Genomic DNA, 19,216 nt, shown 5'->3' with positions numbered 1-19,216 from the left:
CGGTGTTCCTCGTCTCGTCAGGCCGCGGGCGACTTGTCCGACTTGGCCGAGGCCTTGTCAGCCTTCTCGGCCTTCACTGCCGCGTCGGCGCTCTTCTTCTCGATCTGCGCCACGACCTCGTCGGCCCAGGCCTTGGGCGCCATCGGGAAGCCCAGTCGGGCGCGGCTGTCCACGTAGCTCTGCGCCACGGCGCGGGCCAGGTTGCGGATGCGGCCGATGTAGGCGGCGCGTTCGGTCACGCTGATCGCGCCGCGCGCGTCCAGCAGGTTGAAGGTGTGGCCGGCCTTGAGCAGCTGCTCGTAGGCGGGCAGCGCCAGCTGCGTGTCCATCAGCTCCTTGGACTTGCGCTCGTAGGCGCCGAAGGCCTGGAGCAGGAAGTCGACGTCGCTGTGCTCGAAGTTGTAGGTCGACTGCTCGACCTCGTTCTGATGGAACACGTCGCCGTAGGTCAGGCCGTCGGTGTAGACCAGGTCGTACACCGATTCCTTGCCCTGCAGGTACATCGCCAGGCGCTCCAGGCCATAGGTGATCTCGCCGGTGATGGGCTTGCAGTCGATGCCGCCGACCTGCTGGAAGTAGGTGAACTGCGTCACCTCCATGCCGTTGAGCCAGACCTCCCAGCCCAGGCCCCAGCAGCCGAGCGTGGGGTTCTCCCAGTCGTCCTCGACGAAGCGGACGTCGTTCTTCTTCAGGTCGAAGCCCAGCGCCTCGAGCGAGCCGAGATACAGCTCCAGGATGTTGGCCGGCGCGGGCTTGAGCACGACCTGGAACTGGTAATAGTGCTGCAGCCGGTTGGGGTTCTCGCCGTAGCGGCCGTCCTTGGGACGGCGGCTGGGCTGCACGTAGGCGGCTTTCCAGGGCTCGGGACCGAGCGCGCGCAGGAAGGTCGCGGTGTGGCTGGTGCCGGCGCCGACTTCCATGTCATAGGGCTGCAGCAGGGCGCAACCCTGCTTGGACCAGTATTCCTGCAGGCGGAGGATCAGTTGCTGGAAAGTCAGCATGGGGCGTCGGGCCGAGGCCGGCGGTGGAGCAAAACGACCGATTCTATGTGCGGCCCGAGAGGGTGGACCCGGCGCGCCGGCCGCGCCACAGCACCGGCAGCACGCCGAGCGCCGCCAGCACCCACAGCGGCCAGAGCCCGGCCGCGGCGAGCCATCGCGCGTACGGCGTGGTGCCGGTGCGGCCCTCCACCGTCACCTCGAGCACGCCCGCCGTGTCCGCCGGCAGCCGCGCGAGCACCTGGCCGTGGTGGTCGACGTGCGCGGTCGCGCCGGTGTTGGTCGCGCGCACCACCGGCCGCTGGAACTCCAGCGCCCGCATCCGCGAGAACTGCAGGTGCTGGTCCTGGACCATGCGGGGCCCGAACCAGGCCAGGTTGCTGGCGTTGACGAACATCGTCGCGGCGGCGTCGCCCGAGACGCCCCCGTCCAGCACGCTGGCCACCACGTCCTCGCCGAACAGATCCTCGTAGCAGATCAGCGGTCGCAGGCGCTGACCGGCGAAGGCCAGCGCGCGCTGATGCGTGCCGCTCGCCTGGTCATCCATCGGGATGCGCATCGCGGTGACGAACCAGTGGAAGCCCGGCGGGACGTACTCGCCAAAGGGCAGCAGGTGGCGCTTGCCGTAGTCGTAGCCGCCGGGAATGCCCAGTCCGGCCAGCGAGTTCACGAACCCGTCCGTCGAGTTGCCGAGGAAGGTGCCCAACAGCAGCGGCCGCACGGCGGCGCCGCGGTTCAGCCGCGCGGTGTGGTCCTCGGCGAGGAAGGCGAGCGGCACCGGCAGCACCGACTCCGGCGTGATCACGATCTGCCCGCGCGACGATTCGATCAGCGCGACCAGTTGGTCGAAGTTCTGATCGAAGCGGTCGCGATCAAACTTCTGATCCTGCGGGATGTTGGGCTGCACCAGCGACACGGCCAGCGTGCCCGTGGAGCGGGTGAAGTCGGCGGGCAGGAACTGCGCGGCGCCGATGGCCAGCGCCATCGCGCCCAGCAGCCTCCAATGCCGCAACGCCAGCGCCGCGGCGCCGAGGGCCGACACCGCCGCGATGCCGTACACGCCGACATACGGCGCCAGCGCCGCGAGCGGCCCCTGCGTGTGCGCGTAGCCACTGGCGATCCAGGGGAAGCCGGTGAGGAAGCTCGCCCGGGCGAGCTCCGCCGCCAGCCACAGCCCGGCGAAGGCCAAGGCGCGTCGCGTCGCCGAAGCACCCGTCGTCCAGCGCGCCGCCACGCCCAGCGCGATCGCGTAGTAGGTCGACAGGAACAGCGCCAGCGCCAGCACCGCCAGCGCGGACACGACCGGGTTCAGGTGCCCGAAGTCGTGCATGCTGATGTAGAGCCACCAGAGGCCCGACGCCAGCCAGCCCACGCCGAAGAGCGCGCCGGTCAGCGCGGCGCGGCGCGGTCGCGCGCCGTCGCAGGCGAGGAACAGCCAGGCCAGCGCCAGCGGCTGCAGCCACCAGGCGGGACTCGGGGCGAAGGACGCCGTGTGCAGCGCGCCCGCGACGAGCGCCAGCGCCGGATGGCGCCACCAGACCCACCCGGGCGAGGGAGCTCCGCGGCGCATCAGCCGCTGTGGTCGTCGGCCTCGGCGGCCGGCGCGCGGGTGACCTTGAACCAGCGCACGGCACCGCCGCGGTTGATCATCACGGCGAAGCGCAGTCCGGCGACCTCCACGGTCTCGCCGCGGCGCGGCACGCGGCCGTGCTCGTGCGCGACCAGCCCGCCGATGGTGTCGAAGGCGTCCACCGGCAGCGACAGCCCGAAGGCCTCGTTGACCGCGGCGATGTGCGCATCGCCCGCGACGCGGTAGCTGCCGTCGGCCAGCGTGTAGATGCCCGCGTCGCCGTCGCCGACGTCGAATTCATCCTCGATCTCGCCGACGATCTCCTCGAGCACGTCCTCGATGGTGATCAGCCCGGCGGTGTTGCCGAATTCGTCGATGACGATGGCCAGGTGATTCCGGTTGGACCGGAAATCGCGCAGCAACTCGTTCAGGCCCTTGCTCTCGGGCACGAAAACTGCCGGGCGCAGGAGCGCGCGCAGGTTCAGTTCCGGGGCGCGCTGGAGCTTGAGCAGGTCCTTGGCCAGCAGGATGCCGATGATGTTGTCCCGTTGGCCGTCGTAGACCGGGAAACGCGAGTGACCGGTGTCGATGACGGTCGCGAAGAGCTCGTCGGAGGGCCACTGGATGTCCAGCAGGTCCATCCGGGGCGCGGCGACCATCACGTCGCCGGCGCTGAGCTCGGCCATGCGCAGGACGCCTTCAAGCATCTGGCGCGATTCGGGCGCGATCAGATCGCGCTCCTCCGCGTCGGCGAAGTTCTCGATCAGCTCGCTGGTCGAGTCGGGGCCGGGGTGCAGGAATTCGAGGACGCGATCGAGGAGACCGCGCTGGTCGTTGCCACGCCCGCCATGCTTGGCGGGCCGACTAGGCTGAGGTTCAGACACTGTCGTGGGTGCCGTCGTTGAAGAGGCGCCAGAATAACCGATTGACATTGACATTCGCTTGAAACACAGTCATCCGCCCCCAGGTGCCGGACCCACGCGTTCAGCGTCGACCCGCAGCCGCCCCCACCGCCGCCCCCACCGATATCGCAGATTGGTCACTTTCCACCATGTCGTCCGTTCCTGACACCGCCGCCCCGGCCTCCGCTGCCGGCGCCGCCATGACCCCGTCCACCGGGCTGATCCCCGCCACGATCCTCACGGGCTTCCTGGGCTCGGGCAAGACCACGCTGCTCAAGCGCGTGCTGACCGAGGCCCACGGCCAGAAGATCGCCGTCATCGAGAACGAATTCGGCGAGGAGAACATCGACAACGACATCCTCGTCAGCGACACGCAGGAGCAGATCATCCAGCTGAGCAACGGCTGCGTGTGCTGCACCATCCGCGAGGACCTGCGCACCACGCTGACCGACCTCGCAGCCAAGCGCCGCAAGGGCGAGCTGGACTTCGAGCGCGTCGTCATCGAGACCACCGGCCTGGCCGATCCGGGCCCCGTCGCGCAGACCTTCTTCATGGACGACGAGATCGCGGAGACCTTCCTGCTGGACTCGATCCTGACGCTGGTCGACGTCAAGCACGCCAACGAGCAGCTCGACACGCGCCAGGAAGCGCGCCGCCAGGTAGGCTTCGCCGACCAGATCTTCCTGAGCAAGACCGACCTGGTGGACGCCGCCGCGGTGGACGCGCTGTCGCACCGGCTCAAGCACATGAACCCGCGCGCGCCGCAGTCCAAGGTCCATTTCGGCGAGGTGCCGATCAAGGACGTCTTCGACCTGCGCGGCTTCAACCTGAACGCCAAGCTCGAGATCGACCCGGAGTTCCTGTCCGCCGACGATCACGGGCACGACCATGATCACGATCACGGACATGACCACGGTCATGACCACAAGCACGATCACGGACATGAGCACGGCCATGAAGGCCATGACCACGCCCCGGGCGAAGCCTGCAACCACCCGCACCACCATCACCACGACGACGACGTGAAGTCCTTCGTCTTCCGCTCGGACCGGCCGTTCAATCCGGCCAAGCTGGAGGACTTCCTGGGCGCGATCGTGCAGGTGTACGGGCCCAAGATGCTGCGCTACAAGGGCGTGCTGAACATGAACGGCACCGACAAGAAGGTGATCTTCCAGGGCGTGCACCAGCTGATGGGCTCGGACCTGGGCCCGAAGTGGCTGCCCGAGGAAAAGAGGATCAGCAAGATGGTGTTCATCGGCATCGATCTGCCGAAGGACATCCTCATGCAGGGGCTGGAAGGCTGCCTGGCTTAGTGACACACTGGCCGGCGGTTCGAGAGCCGTCCCCGGTGTGGCGGTGGAGGTGGCTACAATCCGCCGCGCCCGAACCTGGCCCCTGCGTCCGCGCGGGAAGTCCCGGCTTCTCATGTCGAGCAGGTATAAAGAGCCGCTAGGAGAGTGAACGTGAGCAAGACACCGGCCTCCAAGACCGCCGCGCCCAAGGCCCCCGCCAAGTCGGCCAAGGCTTCCGCGGCGGACAAGTCCGCCGAGGCGGACGCGCCCGACAGCACGATCTCTCTGCTGGACAGTCCCGTCCGGCATTCGACCCCGACATCAACAAACCAGAACAGCCGACCCGCCGTGAAGACCGATCCCAAACTCTCGTCTGCCTGGAAAACCAAGGCCGGTGCCGAACTGAGCGACGCCGAGGTGCTGGCGATGCCGGACACCGAGTACATGAACGACAAGCAAGTCGAATTCTTCCGCGCCAAGCTGACGCAGTTGAAGGAAGACATCCTGTCCAACGCCGGTGAGACCACCGAGCACCTGCGCGAGGACACGTCCATCGTCCCCGATCCGGCCGACCGCGCCACGATCGAGGAAGAGCACGCGCTGGAGCTGCGCACGCGCGACCGCGAGCGCAAGCTGCTCAAGAAGATCATGCAGTCGCTGTCGCGCCTGGACAGCGGCGAGTACGGCTACTGCGACGAGACCGGCGAGCCGATCGGCCTGGGTCGCCTGATCGCGCGCCCGACCGCCACGCTGTCGCTGGAAGCGCAGCAGCGCCGCGAGCTGAAGCAGAAGATGTTCGGCGATTGAGCCGATTCCCGCGCAGAGCAAGACCCGCCAGAGCATGACGACCGACCCCAAAGACGGCACCAAAGAAGGCGAGAGCTTCTTCAGAAAGGTGGCGCGCTTCGTCGCCAACCCGACGACCGACTGGGCGGAGATCAACTCCCGCCAGGACGACCCCGAGGCCGACGCGGCCAAGGCGGAGCTGCGGGCCATGGTCGAGCGCAAGCGGCGCAACGACTTCGTGCGCAAGCGCGAGCTCGACATGCTGCGCAAGATCCGCCGCGAGGGCCTGACGCCTGAGCAGCTCGCCGCGCTGGGCGGTCATGCCACGTCGGGCATCGACGAGCTGGGCCGCATCAGCGAGATCCAGGGCGCCCGTCGCGACGACGGCACCGTCAAGGCCAAGATCGACCAGATCGAGCAGCAGATGGTCGGCGAGGGCTTCGTGCCCACGCAGATGACGGGTCAGCACGGTCAGGCCTTCTTCGAGACCAGCACGCGCCCGGTCAACTTCGCGCCGACACAGCCGGCCGATCAGGTCGCGGCGCGGGTCTCCGACTACGCGGCCCCGTCCGAGATCGAGCGCCTGGACCTGTCGCCCGCGCCGGCCGCGGCCTCGATGGGTGGCGGCATGGCGCCGCCCTCGCCTGCCGGCGCGCCCGCGCCGATCCCCGAGCTCAAGAAGGAGATCCCGACGCTGAGCTTCCGCGTCGCGGATCCGCAGGTCGAGGTGAGCGAGGTCGTCCACGACGCCGAGCTGGACGAAGCCGTCATCGCCTTCGCCAACGCCGATTACGAGCACTGCGAGCGCAGCCTGATCGACCTGACCCGCCCGGGCGGCGCGCGCCACGAGCACGCCGAGACCTGGCTGGTGCTGTTCGACCTGTACCGCGCCACCGGCCAGCAGGGCAAGTTCGAGCATCTGGCCAACGACTACGCGCAGCAGTTCGGTCTGTCCTCGCCGCAATGGTTCTCGCTGCCCAAGCTGGTGGCCGAGGCCGTGCAGCAGGAACGCGCGCCGCGCGGCCGCGCGAGCAGCGTGTCCTGGACGGCGCCGGACTACCTGGACACCGAGGCCGTCACGCAGATGCGCACGCGCTGCGAGAACCTGCCGATGCCGTGGGTGATCGACTGGGCGCCGCTCAAGCAGATCGACATCGAGGCCTGCGCCAAGCTGCGCGACCTGTTCCGCGCGTGGGCGCAGCAGGCGCTGGATCTGCGCTGGCTCTCCGGCGACCACTTCTTCCAGGTGCTCAAGGAGCAGGCGCCCGTCGGCAGCCGCGACGCGGATCCGATCCTGTGGATGCTGCGCCTGGAAGCACTGCGTCTGGCCAACCGGCCCGACCAGTTCGACGAGGTCGCCATCGACTACTGCGTGACCTACGAGGTCTCGCCGCCGAGTTGGGAAAAGGCGCTGTGCCACGTGCGCATCAGCGGCAACGCGTTGTCCACGAGCTCGCCGTCGTCGATCCAGCCCGCGGCGATGGACACCGGCATCGCCTTCCTCGAGTCGACGATGACCGACGCGGTCAACACGGCGGCGCTGATGGAGCTCTCGGGTCAGCTGAGCGGCGACATCAGCGAGACGCTGGCGCTGATGACCGAGCAGCTCGGTGGCGCGTCGCTGGTCACCATCGCCTGCCCCAAGCTGATCCGCCTGGACTTCATGGCCGCGGGCGACCTGCTGAACTGGGTGCTGGCGCGCCGCAGCGAGAACCGCTCGGTGCTGTTCACCGACGCGCACCGGCTGGTGGCGCTGTTCTTCGGCGCCATGGGCATCAACGAGCATGCGCGCGTGAAGGTGCGGCACGTCTGACGACCGCGCCCTCGCCGTTCGCGACGATCACGGCGATCGCAACCATCGTGACCACGGGGCCTCTGGCCCCGTTGTTCATTCGGATGTCCGATCATCGACATCGTCCGCCGGCATTCGCACAAGCGTGTCCGCAGGCGCGCCGTCCTCCGATTTTTCTCACCTTGTGATTCCCGCGCGGGAACCCACGTGAGTCCTTCACGACCGGATCCACCATGTCCCAAGACCATTCCTCCCCGCTTCCGCCGTACCACGGCACCACCATCGTCAGCGTGCGGCGCGGCAACCAGGTTGCCATCGGCGGCGACGGGCAGGTGACGCTGGGCACGATCGTCGTGAAGTCGACGGCGCGCAAGGTGCGCAAGCTCTACAAGAACCAGGTGCTGGCGGGATTCGCCGGCGCGACGGCGGATGCGTTCACGCTGTTCGAGCGTTTCGAGGCCAAGCTGGAGAAGCACCAGGGCCACCTGGTGCGCGCGGCGGTGGACCTGACGCGGGACTGGCGCACCGACCGTGTGCTGCGCCGCCTGGAGGCGATGCTGGCGGTGGCGGACCGCACGGCCTCGCTGATCATCACCGGCAACGGCGACGTGCTGGAGCCCGAGCAGGGCATCGTGGCGATCGGCAGCGGCGGCGCGTACGCGCAGGCGGCGGCGAAGGCGCTGCTCAACCACAGCGAGCTGAGCGCGGTGGACATCGTCAAGCAGTCGCTGGTGATCGCCGGCGAGATCTGCATCTACACCAACGGCAATCACACGATCGAGACGCTGGACTGAGCCGGCATCGGAGCACACGAATGAGCAGCAGCATGACCCCGCAGGAAATCGTGTCCGAACTGGACCGGCACATCGTCGGCCAGGCCGATGCCAAGCGCGCCGTCGCGATCGCGTTGCGCAACCGCTGGCGGCGCCAGCAGGTCGACGAGAAGCTGCGCGGCGAGATCACGCCGAAGAACATCCTCATGATCGGTCCGACCGGCGTGGGCAAGACCGAGATCGCGCGCCGGCTGGCCAAGCTGGCCGATGCGCCCTTCATCAAGGTCGAGGCGACGAAGTTCACCGAGGTCGGTTATGTCGGCAAGGACGTGGACAGCATCGTGCGCGACCTCGTGGACATCGCGGTGAAGCAGGAGCGGGAGCGCCAGATGCGCTTCCAGCGCGCGCGGGCCGAGGACGCGGCCGAGGAGCGTCTCCTGGACGCGCTGGTGCCGCCGCCGCGCTCGTCGACGGGCTTCGCGCCGGCGGCCGAGGGCAACGCGGACAACACCGCGCGGCAGGTGATGCGCAAGCGCCTGCGCGAGGGCTCGATGGACGACAAGGAGATCGACATCGAGGTGGCCGAGGCCAAGCCGTCGATGGAAATCGTCGGGCCGCAGGGCATGGAAGAGATGGCAGAGCAGCTCAAGGGGCTGTTCTCGCAGATGGGTCAGGAGCGGCGCAAGACGCGCAAGCTCAAGATCGCCGAGGCGCGCAAGCTGCTGGTCGAGGAAGAGGCCGCCAAGCTCGTCAACGAGGACGAGATCAAGACCGCGGCGCTGGCGCATGCGCAGGACAACGGCATCGTCTTCATCGACGAGATCGACAAGGTGGCCACTCGGGCCGAGCACAGCGGCGGCGCGGATGTGTCGCGCCAGGGTGTGCAGCGTGACCTGCTGCCGCTGGTCGAGGGCACGACGGTGAACACGAAGTACGGGATGGTGAAGACCGATCACATCCTGTTCATCGCGTCGGGCGCTTTCCATCTGAGCAAGCCCAGCGACCTGATCCCGGAGCTGCAGGGCCGGTTCCCGATCCGGGTGGAGTTGAAGTCGCTGTCGGTGGAGGACTTCGAGGCCATCCTGTCGAGCACGCATGCGAGCCTGGTCAAGCAGTACCAGGCGCTGCTCGCGACGGAGGGTCTGACGCTGGAGCTGAGCGCGGACGGCATCCGACGATTGGCGCAGATCGCGTTCGAGGTGAACGAGCGGACCGAGAACATCGGCGCGCGGCGTCTGGCGACGGTGCTGGAGCGGCTGCTGGACGACATCAGCTTCGACGCGCACAAGCACGCCGGCAAGACGGTCACGATCGGCGGCGAGCAGGTCGACGAGAAGCTCGCCGCGCTGGCGCAGAACGAGGACCTGAGCCGGTTCATCCTCTGAGATCCTGCACCGCCCCTCTTCCCCAGGGTTGAGGATGTGCCGCTCCGCGTGCCGTGCCATCGTGTCGGGCACGTTGGGAGACGGCCATGGACATCAAGGCCCTGTTCATCACGCTCGCGGTGCTGTGGGCGCTGCTGCATCTGCAAGTGCTGCCGTGGGTCAAGAACGACTGGAAGGCCGCCGACCTGCGCCGCAAGATGACGCGGGCCGGCGCGCTCGTGGTAGTCGAGAAGCTGCGCGACCTGGCCGCCGTCGGCACCTGCGCCGTGGGGGCGATTGCCCTCCTCGTCGTCGCGGCCAACTTCCTGGGCGGCGCGGGAGTCGTCTGGCCCAAGGCGGTCATCGAGGCCCTCGCGTCGATCTACAAGAGCGTCAAGCAGGTGGCGGACGACTTCGGCACGGGGCTGAGCTGGGCCGCCTTGGCCGGCGGCGCTGTCGTCTTGTGGCTTTCGGCGCGCAAGGCCCGGCAACACGTGGTCGAGGTCTGGCAGGCCAAGGCCAACGAGGCGCATGAGGCGTTCCGCGCCAATCCGGAACGGATCGGCGAAGCCGCCAAGGATCCCGAACTTCTCCCCATCGTCCAGCAGATCGACGCCGCGATCGACCGCCTGCGCACGCTCCACGCCATGCCGACGCCCGATCCCGGGAAGATCGAGGACACGCGCGAGGCGCTCGGCGCCGCGCTGACGCATCTGGCGATCGAATCGGCCCGCAAGCAAGTCGATTTCGTCGTGACGGCCTCGGACGCGCCCGCCGATCCAACCGCCGCCCTTCGCCCATGGCAACGCGTGCTGCGCGCGCTGTCCTCGAAGCGTTTCTCGGAGGACATGGGCCTGGTGCGCAAGCCGCTGGGACGCGCGGTCACCGCCTTGCTGTTCGTCTCGCTGCTGGGGTGGGCGTCGGTCCCGATGGCCGACAGCCTTCAACTGGCGGTCAACAACCTGAGGGCACAGCTGCTGGCCGGTGACGCGCAGCGGGACCTCGACCAGGCCCTGTCACGCGCCGAACCCACCACGCCCGTCGAGGCGAGCGCGCCGCTGCCGGCGGAGTCCGTCCGCACGGCCTCCCGGCTGATGGCGCGCGCCGTGATGACGGACCTGACGCGCGCCCCGCTGGTCCGCACGGCCTCGGCGCTTCCCGCCAACCCCCGCGCCCAGGCCGATGCCGTCGCGCATGCGCTGGCGGGGCATGTCGCCGACCAGCCGATGCTGCCGGACACGGCCTCCCGCATCAGCCAGGAAGCGGCGGCGACCGCCGACCGCGTGTCCCCTCACGAGGGCGCGGCAGTCCGGCAATTGGAAGAGCGCGCGCAAGCCTCGCTGCAACAGCTCAAGGACAGGCAGCCGAAGCGGTTCGCCGCGTTGCTCGAGCGCCTGGAGGCGCGATATGCCCACGCGATGTCGGCCACGGACGCGCAGTCCAAGCTGGTGGCGAAGGTCCTGGATGAGGCGTTCGGCGGCCTCGACGCCAAGCCTGACGGGGAGCTGGCCAAGCAGGGACAGAAGCTGGCCAAGGAGTTCGGCAAGGACGCCACCAAGGCGTGGGCGGACGCCCGGCTCAAGCAGTTCATGAGCGACACGATCATCGGCACGACGCGGCCCGAGGTCCGTCAGGCCTTCGCCTTCGAGGCCAGCGAGTCCACCCGGGCATTCGTCCAGGATCTGGAACAGTCCAGCGGCCGGGCCTGGCGCGCGGCCCCGGCGAACGCGCAGGAAGCGCGCATGGCGCAGGCCGTCGCCAACCGGGTCGCCGACCTCCACGGCGTGACCGACGCAGGAGAACGGGCCGCGATGCTCGACACCTTCGGTGGGTACGAGCGCGTGTTCGTCGCGGACGTCGATCCGCGCATCAACGACCTCTCGCGGTCGATGCCGCCGACCGCGGCGGGCGGCCCCCCCAAGACGGGTCCGCATGCGCCCGAACCGGGCCCGGCGGGTGCCGGCGGTGGCGGTGGCGGTGGTGGTGGGCACGGCTCACAGGCCCATGGATCGCCCTCGCGCGGCTGGGCCTCCAACTTCCACACCGCGTCGCGCAGCTTCCGAGTGCGGGGCGTCCTGATCGGGCGCGATCTCGCGGGCCAACCGCTGGACGTCACCGATATCCGCTGGCGCATCCTGGCGGCGGAGGGGGCGGGCAAGCCCACGCGCGTCGCGCTCGAGCTGCGCGTCGCGGACAAGCCCGGGACCACGCCGACCTGGCAGTCCGCGGGGACCTTCGACGCCGGCGTGCTCAACCAGGCGCTGCGCTATGCCGCCGACAAGCGCGTGGTAGCCACCACCATCATGGGCGGCGACCGCAAGGCCATCGGCCGCATGACCTACCTGCATCCCGCGTTGGTCGATACGCCGCTGGGGTGCCGTGTCATCGAATCAGACCGATTGATCGACACCTTCACGACGCGTCCGTCACGCGCCGAAAGCACGGCATCCACCACGATCGCTCAGTTGTCTGAGGACCGCCGGCAGATGGATAACTGGCGGGCGGTGGTCACCTACGCGCGCGCCGTGGTCGCCCGGGAGGAGCCGGTCTGCCCTGCCGATCGCGTGCAGCAGGTGGTGGACAAGTCCAAGACCGATGCGGTGAGGTTCTCGGAGCCGATGAAGGCCGCGATGGCCGCCTTTCTTCGAGCCCGGGAGGCGAGCAGCCCGGCCGGCTCGACCACCTTCCTCAAGGAGGCGAGCGCCTGCGCGACCGGCCCGCGGGACCGGCTCGGCGAGTGCCTGTGCACGCGGGTGTCCCGCGAAGGTCTTCTGGGCGCGTACTGGTTCCCGGAGGACCATACGTCGCAGGTTCGGGAGCGCGAGGGGCGACTGGCCGCGGACCTCCGGTGGCTCCGGCCCTCGCCCTCGCATCTCGAGGCGCTGGACTTCTGGACGCACACGACCTTCTCCCTGCATGGACGCACGCGAGAGGACCGCGAGGAGAGGGAGAGCGCCGCGTTGGACTTTCCCAACGCGCAGCTCCAGGCGCTGAGGGGGCAGGTGCAGGCCGCCCTGCCGGCCTACGCGACGCCCCGGTTGAAGAACGCCGACGACTTCATGGATCCGCTGGAGCAGTTCGTCCTCGCGCAGCGCCTGGCGCGCGCCGCGCTGCAGGGCCAGTTGGGGGCGGACTTCCCGGTGACGCAATTGCTGCTGCTCCAGCAGCAGACACGCCCCTTCGTGCCCAGCCAGGTGACGCTTCGCTGGGAGCCCGCGCAGGATGCCGAGAACCTCGAACGCTTCCTGGCGAGCGCCGACAAGGACGCGGTGGACAAGTTCCGCGCCCACGAGGCGGACTACCGGCGGCGAACCCTCAATCGCCTGCCGATCTGCGATCGGGCCTCGCTCTGAGCAGGTGGGTGGCGACCGCGACCGGCGCCGTTGATCAATCGAAGATCACCTGCACCGTCAGCACGGGGGCGCCGTCGACGGTGGCCTTGCAGAGCCGGCCGAGCTCGACGCCGCTGGGGCTGCCGGCCATCAGCGCGACCAGGTCGCGCGTCTTCGCCGCGGGGTAACCCGGCAGGACGCGCTGGATGTCCTCGGCGCTTGCGTTGGGCGCCACTTCCTGCGGCGTGCACACCATCGCGACGTTCTTGCCGTCGCGCGTGGCCTTCAGGCCGGGCGTGGTCTGGTCGTCGATGCCCTTGAGCACCAACGCGCCATCGAGCTTGAACTGGTAGATGTCCGAGGAGAAGCTGCCGCCGGTCACGCACAGCTCGGCGCGCAGGGGCTTGTCGGCGACGCTCGACGAGACGGCCTTGCAGGCCGTCTTGCCCGGCGCGGGTGTGATGGTGGGAATCGGGGCGCCGGCGTCTTGCGCCTGTGCCGAGGCGGTCGCGCACAGCGCGCCGATGAGCAAGGCGCCGAGCGCCGAAGTCTTGTGGTTCATGTCCTCTCCTGAAACTGCGGATGCGAGCGCGGCCCCAAGGGATCACGCGCGGCGCGCAGTATGAAAGGCCCTCGGGCGAAATCCCGCGGGATGCGGCGTCACTGCCACGCGCTCGATGCCCCTCGCGCGACTTTCGGCATTCCTTCACGGCGCCCACGGCGGAGAGAATCGCCCGATGAGCGCCACGACTTCCACCGACCTCTCCGTGATCCCCGAGCCCGCGCGCGAGGAGATCCGATCGCGCCTGCGGCGCGCCGAGACCGAGCATGACGTCCGGGTGCTGCTGGCCGTCGAGTCGGGCAGCCGCGCCTGGGGTTTCGCCTCGCCCGACAGCGACTTCGATGCCCGCTTCATCTACGTGAACCGCCAGGACTGGTATCTCTCCGTCGGACTCGAGGAACAGCGCGACGTCATCGAGTACCCCATCGTCGACGAGATGGACATCAACGGCTGGGACCTGCGCAAGGCGCTGCGGCTGTTCCGCAGCTCCAATCCGGGCTTCGTCGAATGGATCCAGTCGCCCATCGTCTATGGCCAGTACACCGGATTCCATGCGCGGGCGCTGGAGTTGCTGCCGGTCGTCTACTCGATCGTGCGCGGCATCCACCATTACCGCAGCATGGCCAAGACCAACTTCCGCGGCTATCTGCAGACCGAGCAGGTGCCCTTGAAGAAATACTTCTACGTGCTGCGCCCATTGCTCGCCGTCCGGTGGCTGGAGCGGCACCGAACCCCTGCGCCCATCGAGTTCCATCGCCTGCTGGAGACCATCCAGCAAGAGCCCGGTCTTGCGGGCGCGATCGACGAGCTGCTCGACATGAAGTCCCGCACCGCCGAACTCGGCCTGTCGCCGCAGATCGTCCCGATCCAGCGTTTCATCGAGCACGAGCTCGATCGCATCGAGGGTCTCGAGCTGCCGATCACGGATCGGCCCGAGGTCGAGCCGCTGTTGTCGGCGCTGTTCCGCGACACGCTCCGCGACGCCTGGGCCGCGTGAGGCGGCCAGAGTCGACTTGAGGCGACGCGCCACCCGTGCGCCGTCCGCCGACCGCCGACTTCACCCTGAGCTCACACGGGACTCATGCTGAGCTCGAACGTCGTGGCGAGACTGGGGCCTTCTCCTGAAAGAGAGGACACCCTTGCCATGAATCGCTTCTTCGCCTCGGTGCTGGTCGGACTGCTGGTCTGGAACGTCGCGACCGCGCTGCTCATCGATGTCTACGTGCCCTCGCCCTGCAACGCCTCCGGCCGTTGCGACGGCGACATGATCTTCACGCTCAAGGTCCTCGGCCTGTGGCTGGGCATGTTCTGGGTCTGCTCGGTCAGCGTGCTGCTCTACAACGTCGCCCGCTGGAAGCGCGATTGGCGCCGTCATCAGCAGCGCTTCTCCTGAAGCCGAGGATCGATGTCGACGTGGATGTCGAAAGCGGGCTCGCGCATCCGTCGTGGGGATGTCACCATCACCCCACAGGAGCGACGCCATGACCGATGACCCCGCGCAGACCTTCCTCCGCGAATACGCCGCCGCCGTGCTGGAACGCGACTTGCCCCGGTTCGTGGAGCTCTACGCCGAGGACGTGCAGGTCTTCGACAGCTGGGACCGCTGGGAGTACGCGGGTCGCGACGCCTGGGCCGGCATGATCGCCTCGTGGTTCGACGGCATCCGCGACACCCGCGTGCGCGTCATCGCGAAGGACGTCCAGACCTGGATCGGCGCGGATGTCGCGGGCGGCAGCGCCACGCTGGAGTTCGCCGCGCTCGATGAGCACGGCCAGCCGCAGCGATCGATCGAGAACCGGCAGACCGTGCTGCTGCAGCGCCGTCAGGGCCGCTGGCTCGCCGTGCATCAGCACACGTCCGTGCCGGTCGACTTCCAATCGAAGCAGGTCGTGGCGCGTTGAGCCGCGCTGGCGCTCAGAGCGCCAGCCGGTGCGCCTGCAACGCGAGCAGGCCGTCGAAGATCAGCGAGTCGATCAGCTCGTGCGGGATGTCCAGCGCGGGCGAGACCTTCCAGCCCGCACCGCCCGTCATCAGCGTGACCGGCGGCTGGCCGCAGCGCTGCACGATGTGACGGTGCATGCGCTCGATCGCGCCCGTGATCGCGTAGTTGCCGCCGCTGGTGAGCGCGTCGGAGGTGTTGGTCGGGAACTCGCGCACCTCGCCCGTGGGCACGCGCAATCCCGCCGTGCCGCCTTCCAGCGCGCGCAGCATGATCCCGTGCCCCGGCAGGATCAACCCGCCCAGGAAGCGGCCGTCCGCGTCCAGCGCGTCGACCGTCACCGCCGTGCCCACCATCACCACGAGCGCCGGCCTCGGCGTCTGGCCACGACCGCGCGCGAGCACGTGGTGCCGCGCGCCGATCAGCGCCACGAAGCGGTCCACGCCCAGCCGCACCGGATGGTCATACCCGTTGGTCACCCCGCCGGCCTGCGCCGAGGACGCCACCCAGCGCGGCTCGATGTCCCAGAGCTCCATCTGCTCCTCGACGCGATGACGCATCCCGTCGCCGGCCACGTTGCTGCCCAGCATGCTCCCGGGCGCGGGCAGGCCCGCCCAATCGTGTTCGGCCAGCTTCTCGATGTTCTCGAGGAACTGCGCGCCATGGGCCAGCATCGGACTGCCGGGCTGGGGGCCGGCGTACAGCGCCCATTTCAGGCGCGTATTGCCGATGTCGATGGCCAAGAAGGTCATGGGCGAGACGGACGATCTGTGGAGTTCTTGGGGGAAATGGCGGCGCCGTGCGGCCAGGCGGCAGGTTAGCAGTGTTTGTCCTCAAGCAAGTGCACCGGGGTGCCGATTTAGGATGGGATCGAGGCCCGTCGCACCATCCCGGGGCGGCGCCCTCCGAAACAACAACACAAGGCTCAGGACCGATGAAGTTCTCGATCGCCACGCGGCTCTGGATTCCGGTGGCCGTCATGTCCGTCATGACGGTGGTGATGTCGCTCGGCGCGGCATCGCGCACGCGCGCCCTTCTTGAAGTCGCCCAGGTGACACAGGAGAAACAACAGCAGCGCTTCGAGCTGGCCCTGCGCTGGCGCGGCCTGACCGAAGCCAACGCGAGCCGCGTCCAGGCCGGCCTGGCCGCCAACGACAACGCGGTGGCCGACGCGATGAAGGCCGACATCGCCCGCACGACCGAGTCGATCAACGAGATCCAGAAGCAGCTCGAGGCGCTGACCGACGGCGACGACGACAAGGCGGCGATGGCGAAGATCGCCGAACGCCGCCAGGCCTACATCGCCGTGCGCAACGAGGCCAACAAGCTCAAGGCCGGCGGCGACGTCGAGGGCTCGCACAAGGCGCTCAAGGACAAGGTCGCCCCCGCGATCGAGCAGTACCTGGTGGCGCAGCAGGACTTCGTCTCGCTGCAGCAGAAGCGTTCCGCGTCGCTGCGCGAGGCCGCGGGCGCCGAGCGCATGCGCACCGTGTGGGGCGTGGCGGCGCTGATGGCGTTGATCGTGGGCGCGCTGGCGCTGGCCACGGCGTATTTCGTGCGCACGATCTCGCAGCCGCTGAAGTCGCTGATGGCCGAGGCCGAACGCATCGGCGAGGGCGACCTGTTCCACGTCGAGCGCGAGTACCGCGCCGATGAGATCGGCGATGTGCAGCGGGCGCTGGCGGCAATGAAGAGCGCGCTGCGCAAGGTCATCCGCGAGGTGCGCGCGAGCGCCGACGGCATGCAGACCGCCAGCCAGGAGATCGCCAGCGGCAACCAGGACCTGAGCCAGCGCACCGAGCAGACCGCGTCCAACCTGCAGCAGGCGGCGTCGTCGCTGTCGCAGCTGACCGGCACGGTGCAGCAGAGCGCGGACAGCGCGCGCACGGCCAACCAGCTCGCGGGCAGCGCCGCGGAAGTGGCGGAGCGCGGTGGCGCGGCCGTGGGCGACGTGGTGGGCACGATGGCGCAGATCGACGCGTCGGCCAAGAAGATCAACGACATCATCGGCACGATCGATGGCATCGCGTTCCAGACCAACATCCTCGCGCTGAACGCGGCGGTCGAGGCCGCGCGCGCGGGCGAGCACGGCAAGGGCTTCGCGGTGGTGGCCTCCGAGGTGCGGGCGCTGGCGCAGCGCAGCGCGAGCGCGGCGCGCGAGATCAAGGCGCTGATCGGCGACAGCGTGACGAAGGTGGAAGTGGGCTCGCAGCAGGTGCGCGATGCCGGCGCGACGATGACGGAGATCGTGGCGAGCGTGCAGCGGGTGTCGGACATCATCGGCGAGATCAGCGCGAGCACGGTCGAGCAGAGCCAGGGCATCGGCAGCGTGAACGGCTCGGTGGCGCAGCTGGATCAGATGACGCAGCAGAACGCGGCGCTGGTCGAGGAGTCCGCCGCGGCGGCCGAGTCGCTCAGCGAGCAGGCGCGCAAGCTCACGGCGCTCGTGGGTCACTTCAAGGTCAGCGATCCCAAGCCCAAGGGCGACGAGGCGACGAGCGCCAAGCCCGCGTCCGCGCCGATGACGTCGGTGAGCGCGTCGCCCGCGGCATCGAAGCCGATCTCCGCGCCGCGGCCTGCCGCGGTGAAGCAGGCGAGCACGACAGTCAAGCCGGCGGTGAAATCGACGGTGAAGGCGGCGTCGAGCGCCGCTCCGAAGGCTGCGGCCAAGGCCGTGCCGGCGAAGTCGACACCGATCGCCAAGCCCGCACCGGCGGTGACCCCCAGGGCGCCAGCGCCTTCCGGCCCGAGCGCGACGTCCGCGCCCGACGGAGATTGGGAGACTTTTTGATCCAACGCAACGGCCTCTTGAATAGAGGCCGTTATGCCGTCTGGCAGGGTCGGGTGTCAAATGACCCGGGCTTAGGCTCGATGCCTTCTTCAAGAAGGGCCCATCGATGTCGCCTCTCCCTCAACACAGCCATACGTCCGCGCCGCCGCTCCTCGACGCCTTCATGCCCACAAGGACTCTGCTCCTGAGCGAGGCGCAGTTTTCATTCATTGATGCTCAAGCCAAGCGCGGAGGGTTCGGCTCCGGCGACGAGTACCTTTGCGGGCTCATCGCGATGGAGATGGATCGCCAGGCCATGCAGGACATGATGGTCGAGGGCATCGACTCCGGCGGACTGGCTCCGTTTGATCAACGCTTCTTTGTCGACCTCGTCGAGTACGCGAAGGCGCGAGACAAGGAGCGCTCGTCGCCGAATCTGTATTGACTTCGCTACTATTGCGCGTCGATACTAAATGATCGAAAGCTTCGCGGACAAGCGCACGGCGGCCATCTTCGATGGTCGGGAAGTGCGGGGGATGGAGCGCGAACTCCAACAGCAATGTCGCCAGAAGATGCGTGCCATCGACGCAGCCCCTTCGGTGGACACCTTGCGATTTCCTCCAGGGAATCGTCTCGAGTTGCTGCGGGGAACGCGCAAGGGCCAATGGAGTCTGCGAGTGAACCGCCAATGGCGCATCTGCTTTCGATGGCAGGACGGGGCTGCCTGGGACGTCGAGGTGGTCGACTACCACTGACCCGGCCGCACACATTCACGGATCGAAGCCATGAGCATTCCTCGCAGTCGAATCAACCAGGTCGATTTCAGCGACATCGCCACGGGGCGCCGGCTGGATCCGGTCCATCCAGGCACGATCCTGATGTCAGAGTTCATCGAGCCGCTGGGCTTGACGCGTTACCGCGTGGCCAAGGCCATCGGCGTCCAGCAGCGGCGCATCGACGAGATCTGTGCCGGATCGCGTGCCATGTCGGCTGACACTGCCGTGCGGTTGGGACTGGCCTTCGGAATGGATCCGCGCTTCTGGCTGAACCTTCAAGCGCAGTACGACATCGAGGTCATCTTGCAAACGCAAGGCGACCAGTTGGTGGAGGAAGTCGACGCCCTTGCGGCCTGATCT

Annotated in this window: 18 protein-coding genes; 13 read left to right on the top strand and 5 right to left on the bottom strand. The window is 68.5% G+C overall.

The genetic code is table 11. From position 1 onward, the window contains the following. Positions 1 to 17: 17 nt before the first annotated feature. From glyQ to ACNI65_RS00385, 3 genes are read right to left on the bottom strand one after another with little or no spacing between them, the layout of a single operon-like run. The gene (gene glyQ, locus ACNI65_RS00395; RefSeq protein WP_416760581.1) at positions 18 to 1,001 is read right to left on the bottom strand and encodes a glycine--tRNA ligase subunit alpha; all 984 of its coding nucleotides are present in this window, start codon (positions 999 to 1,001) and stop codon (positions 18 to 20) included. Between the two features lie 43 nt (positions 1,002 to 1,044). Further along, entirely contained in the window at positions 1,045 to 2,568 is a 1,524-nt protein-coding gene (gene lnt, locus ACNI65_RS00390) for an apolipoprotein N-acyltransferase (protein ID WP_416760580.1), read from the bottom strand. Beyond that, positions 2,568 to 3,452 carry an HlyC/CorC family transporter gene (locus tag ACNI65_RS00385; RefSeq protein WP_416760579.1) on the bottom strand — a complete coding sequence of 295 codons (885 nt, stop codon included), beginning with the start codon at positions 3,450 to 3,452 and terminating at the stop codon, positions 2,568 to 2,570. Before ACNI65_RS00385 ends, lnt begins: the two co-directional genes overlap by 1 nt. 218 nt (positions 3,453 to 3,670) lie before the next feature. Between ACNI65_RS00385 and ACNI65_RS00380 the strand changes: the two genes are divergently transcribed. The 6 genes from ACNI65_RS00380 (at position 3,671) to ACNI65_RS00355 (ending at position 12,830) form a co-directional block, all read left to right on the top strand. Further along, entirely contained in the window at positions 3,671 to 4,783 is a 1,113-nt protein-coding gene (locus ACNI65_RS00380; protein WP_416763529.1) for a CobW family GTP-binding protein, read from the top strand. 150 nt (positions 4,784 to 4,933) lie between these two features. Beyond that, positions 4,934 to 5,569, top strand: coding sequence for an RNA polymerase-binding protein DksA (dksA, locus tag ACNI65_RS00375; RefSeq protein ID WP_416760578.1), 636 nt, complete (start codon positions 4,934 to 4,936; stop codon positions 5,567 to 5,569). 34 nt (positions 5,570 to 5,603) lie between these two features. Further along, positions 5,604 to 7,361 carry a hypothetical protein gene (locus tag ACNI65_RS00370; RefSeq protein WP_416760577.1) on the top strand — a complete coding sequence of 586 codons (1,758 nt, stop codon included), beginning with the start codon at positions 5,604 to 5,606 and terminating at the stop codon, positions 7,359 to 7,361. Positions 7,362 to 7,573: 212 nt separating this feature from the next. Continuing rightward, positions 7,574 to 8,134 (top strand): ATP-dependent protease subunit HslV, encoded by a 561-nt coding sequence (gene hslV, locus ACNI65_RS00365; RefSeq protein WP_416760576.1) that lies wholly within the window; start codon positions 7,574 to 7,576, stop codon positions 8,132 to 8,134. A 32-nt stretch (positions 8,135 to 8,166) separates the two neighbouring features. Next, positions 8,167 to 9,498, top strand: coding sequence for an ATP-dependent protease ATPase subunit HslU (gene hslU, locus ACNI65_RS00360; RefSeq protein WP_416760575.1), 1,332 nt, complete (start codon positions 8,167 to 8,169; stop codon positions 9,496 to 9,498). A gap of 86 nt (positions 9,499 to 9,584) precedes the next feature. Beyond that, the gene (locus ACNI65_RS00355) at positions 9,585 to 12,830 is read left to right on the top strand and encodes a hypothetical protein (protein WP_416760574.1); all 3,246 of its coding nucleotides are present in this window, start codon (positions 9,585 to 9,587) and stop codon (positions 12,828 to 12,830) included. A 34-nt stretch (positions 12,831 to 12,864) separates the two neighbouring features. On the opposite strand, the gene ACNI65_RS00350 is transcribed toward ACNI65_RS00355, so the two are convergent. Next, positions 12,865 to 13,371, bottom strand: a complete 507-nt coding sequence (locus ACNI65_RS00350) for a hypothetical protein (RefSeq protein ID WP_416760573.1) — start codon at positions 13,369 to 13,371, stop codon at positions 12,865 to 12,867. 175 nt (positions 13,372 to 13,546) lie between these two features. On the opposite strand from ACNI65_RS00350, the gene ACNI65_RS00345 reads away from it, so the two are divergent. From ACNI65_RS00345 to ACNI65_RS00335, 3 genes are all read left to right on the top strand, one after another. Then, entirely contained in the window at positions 13,547 to 14,368 is an 822-nt protein-coding gene (locus tag ACNI65_RS00345) for a DNA polymerase beta superfamily protein (protein WP_416760572.1), read from the top strand. 147 nt (positions 14,369 to 14,515) lie between these two features. After that, entirely contained in the window at positions 14,516 to 14,764 is a 249-nt protein-coding gene (locus tag ACNI65_RS00340; RefSeq protein ID WP_416760571.1) for a hypothetical protein, read from the top strand. An 88-nt stretch (positions 14,765 to 14,852) separates the two neighbouring features. Beyond that, positions 14,853 to 15,272 (top strand): YybH family protein, encoded by a 420-nt coding sequence (locus ACNI65_RS00335; RefSeq protein ID WP_416760570.1) that lies wholly within the window; start codon positions 14,853 to 14,855, stop codon positions 15,270 to 15,272. Between the two features lie 13 nt (positions 15,273 to 15,285). On the opposite strand, the gene ACNI65_RS00330 is transcribed toward ACNI65_RS00335, so the two are convergent. Next, entirely contained in the window at positions 15,286 to 16,062 is a 777-nt protein-coding gene (locus ACNI65_RS00330) for a type III pantothenate kinase (protein WP_416760569.1), read from the bottom strand. 182 nt (positions 16,063 to 16,244) lie between these two features. Between ACNI65_RS00330 and ACNI65_RS00325 the strand changes: the two genes are divergently transcribed. The 4 genes from ACNI65_RS00325 (at position 16,245) to ACNI65_RS00310 (ending at position 19,213) form a co-directional block, all read left to right on the top strand. Then, the gene (locus tag ACNI65_RS00325; protein WP_416760568.1) at positions 16,245 to 18,101 is read left to right on the top strand and encodes a methyl-accepting chemotaxis protein; all 1,857 of its coding nucleotides are present in this window, start codon (positions 16,245 to 16,247) and stop codon (positions 18,099 to 18,101) included. Between the two features lie 106 nt (positions 18,102 to 18,207). Further along, the gene (locus ACNI65_RS00320) at positions 18,208 to 18,525 is read left to right on the top strand and encodes a hypothetical protein (RefSeq protein ID WP_416760567.1); all 318 of its coding nucleotides are present in this window, start codon (positions 18,208 to 18,210) and stop codon (positions 18,523 to 18,525) included. A gap of 28 nt (positions 18,526 to 18,553) precedes the next feature. Next, positions 18,554 to 18,835: a type II toxin-antitoxin system RelE/ParE family toxin gene (locus ACNI65_RS00315; protein WP_416760566.1), complete on the top strand. Its 282-nt coding sequence runs from the start codon at positions 18,554 to 18,556 to the stop codon at positions 18,833 to 18,835. Positions 18,836 to 18,865: 30 nt separating this feature from the next. Then, on the top strand, positions 18,866 to 19,213 hold the full coding sequence (locus ACNI65_RS00310; RefSeq protein WP_416760565.1) for a HigA family addiction module antitoxin: 348 nt from the start codon (positions 18,866 to 18,868) through the stop codon (positions 19,211 to 19,213). Positions 19,214 to 19,216 lie beyond the last annotated feature (3 nt).

This window comes from Roseateles sp. So40a, from assembly GCF_048081605.1.
Classification (GTDB): Bacteria; Pseudomonadota; Gammaproteobacteria; order Burkholderiales; family Burkholderiaceae_C; genus Roseateles.
Note: the sequence above shows the minus strand (reverse complement) of the source record. Positions and strands in the feature narration are given on the sequence as shown.

Bases quoted from the DNA above. Each gene is read 5' to 3' on its own strand.
- glyQ (WP_416760581.1), bottom strand. From the start codon at position 1,001: ATGCTGACTTTCCAGCAACTGATCCTCCGCCTGCAGGAATACTGGTCC.
- ACNI65_RS00320 (WP_416760567.1), top strand. From the start codon at position 18,208: ATGTCGCCTCTCCCTCAACACAGCCATACGTCCGCGCCGCCGCTCCTC.
- ACNI65_RS00355 (WP_416760574.1), top strand. From the start codon at position 9,585: ATGGACATCAAGGCCCTGTTCATCACGCTCGCGGTGCTGTGGGCGCTG.
- ACNI65_RS00350 (WP_416760573.1), bottom strand. From the start codon at position 13,371: ATGAACCACAAGACTTCGGCGCTCGGCGCCTTGCTCATCGGCGCGCTG.
- ACNI65_RS00370 (WP_416760577.1), top strand. From the start codon at position 5,604: ATGACGACCGACCCCAAAGACGGCACCAAAGAAGGCGAGAGCTTCTTC.
- lnt (WP_416760580.1), bottom strand. From the start codon at position 2,568: ATGCGCCGCGGAGCTCCCTCGCCCGGGTGGGTCTGGTGGCGCCATCCG.
- hslV (WP_416760576.1), top strand. From the start codon at position 7,574: ATGTCCCAAGACCATTCCTCCCCGCTTCCGCCGTACCACGGCACCACC.
- ACNI65_RS00330 (WP_416760569.1), bottom strand. From the start codon at position 16,062: ATGACCTTCTTGGCCATCGACATCGGCAATACGCGCCTGAAATGGGCG.
- ACNI65_RS00315 (WP_416760566.1), top strand. From the start codon at position 18,554: ATGATCGAAAGCTTCGCGGACAAGCGCACGGCGGCCATCTTCGATGGT.
- ACNI65_RS00380 (WP_416763529.1), top strand. From the start codon at position 3,671: ATGACCCCGTCCACCGGGCTGATCCCCGCCACGATCCTCACGGGCTTC.
- ACNI65_RS00345 (WP_416760572.1), top strand. From the start codon at position 13,547: ATGAGCGCCACGACTTCCACCGACCTCTCCGTGATCCCCGAGCCCGCG.
- ACNI65_RS00335 (WP_416760570.1), top strand. From the start codon at position 14,853: ATGACCGATGACCCCGCGCAGACCTTCCTCCGCGAATACGCCGCCGCC.
- ACNI65_RS00325 (WP_416760568.1), top strand. From the start codon at position 16,245: ATGAAGTTCTCGATCGCCACGCGGCTCTGGATTCCGGTGGCCGTCATG.
- ACNI65_RS00310 (WP_416760565.1), top strand. From the start codon at position 18,866: ATGAGCATTCCTCGCAGTCGAATCAACCAGGTCGATTTCAGCGACATC.
- hslU (WP_416760575.1), top strand. From the start codon at position 8,167: ATGACCCCGCAGGAAATCGTGTCCGAACTGGACCGGCACATCGTCGGC.
- ACNI65_RS00340 (WP_416760571.1), top strand. From the start codon at position 14,516: ATGAATCGCTTCTTCGCCTCGGTGCTGGTCGGACTGCTGGTCTGGAAC.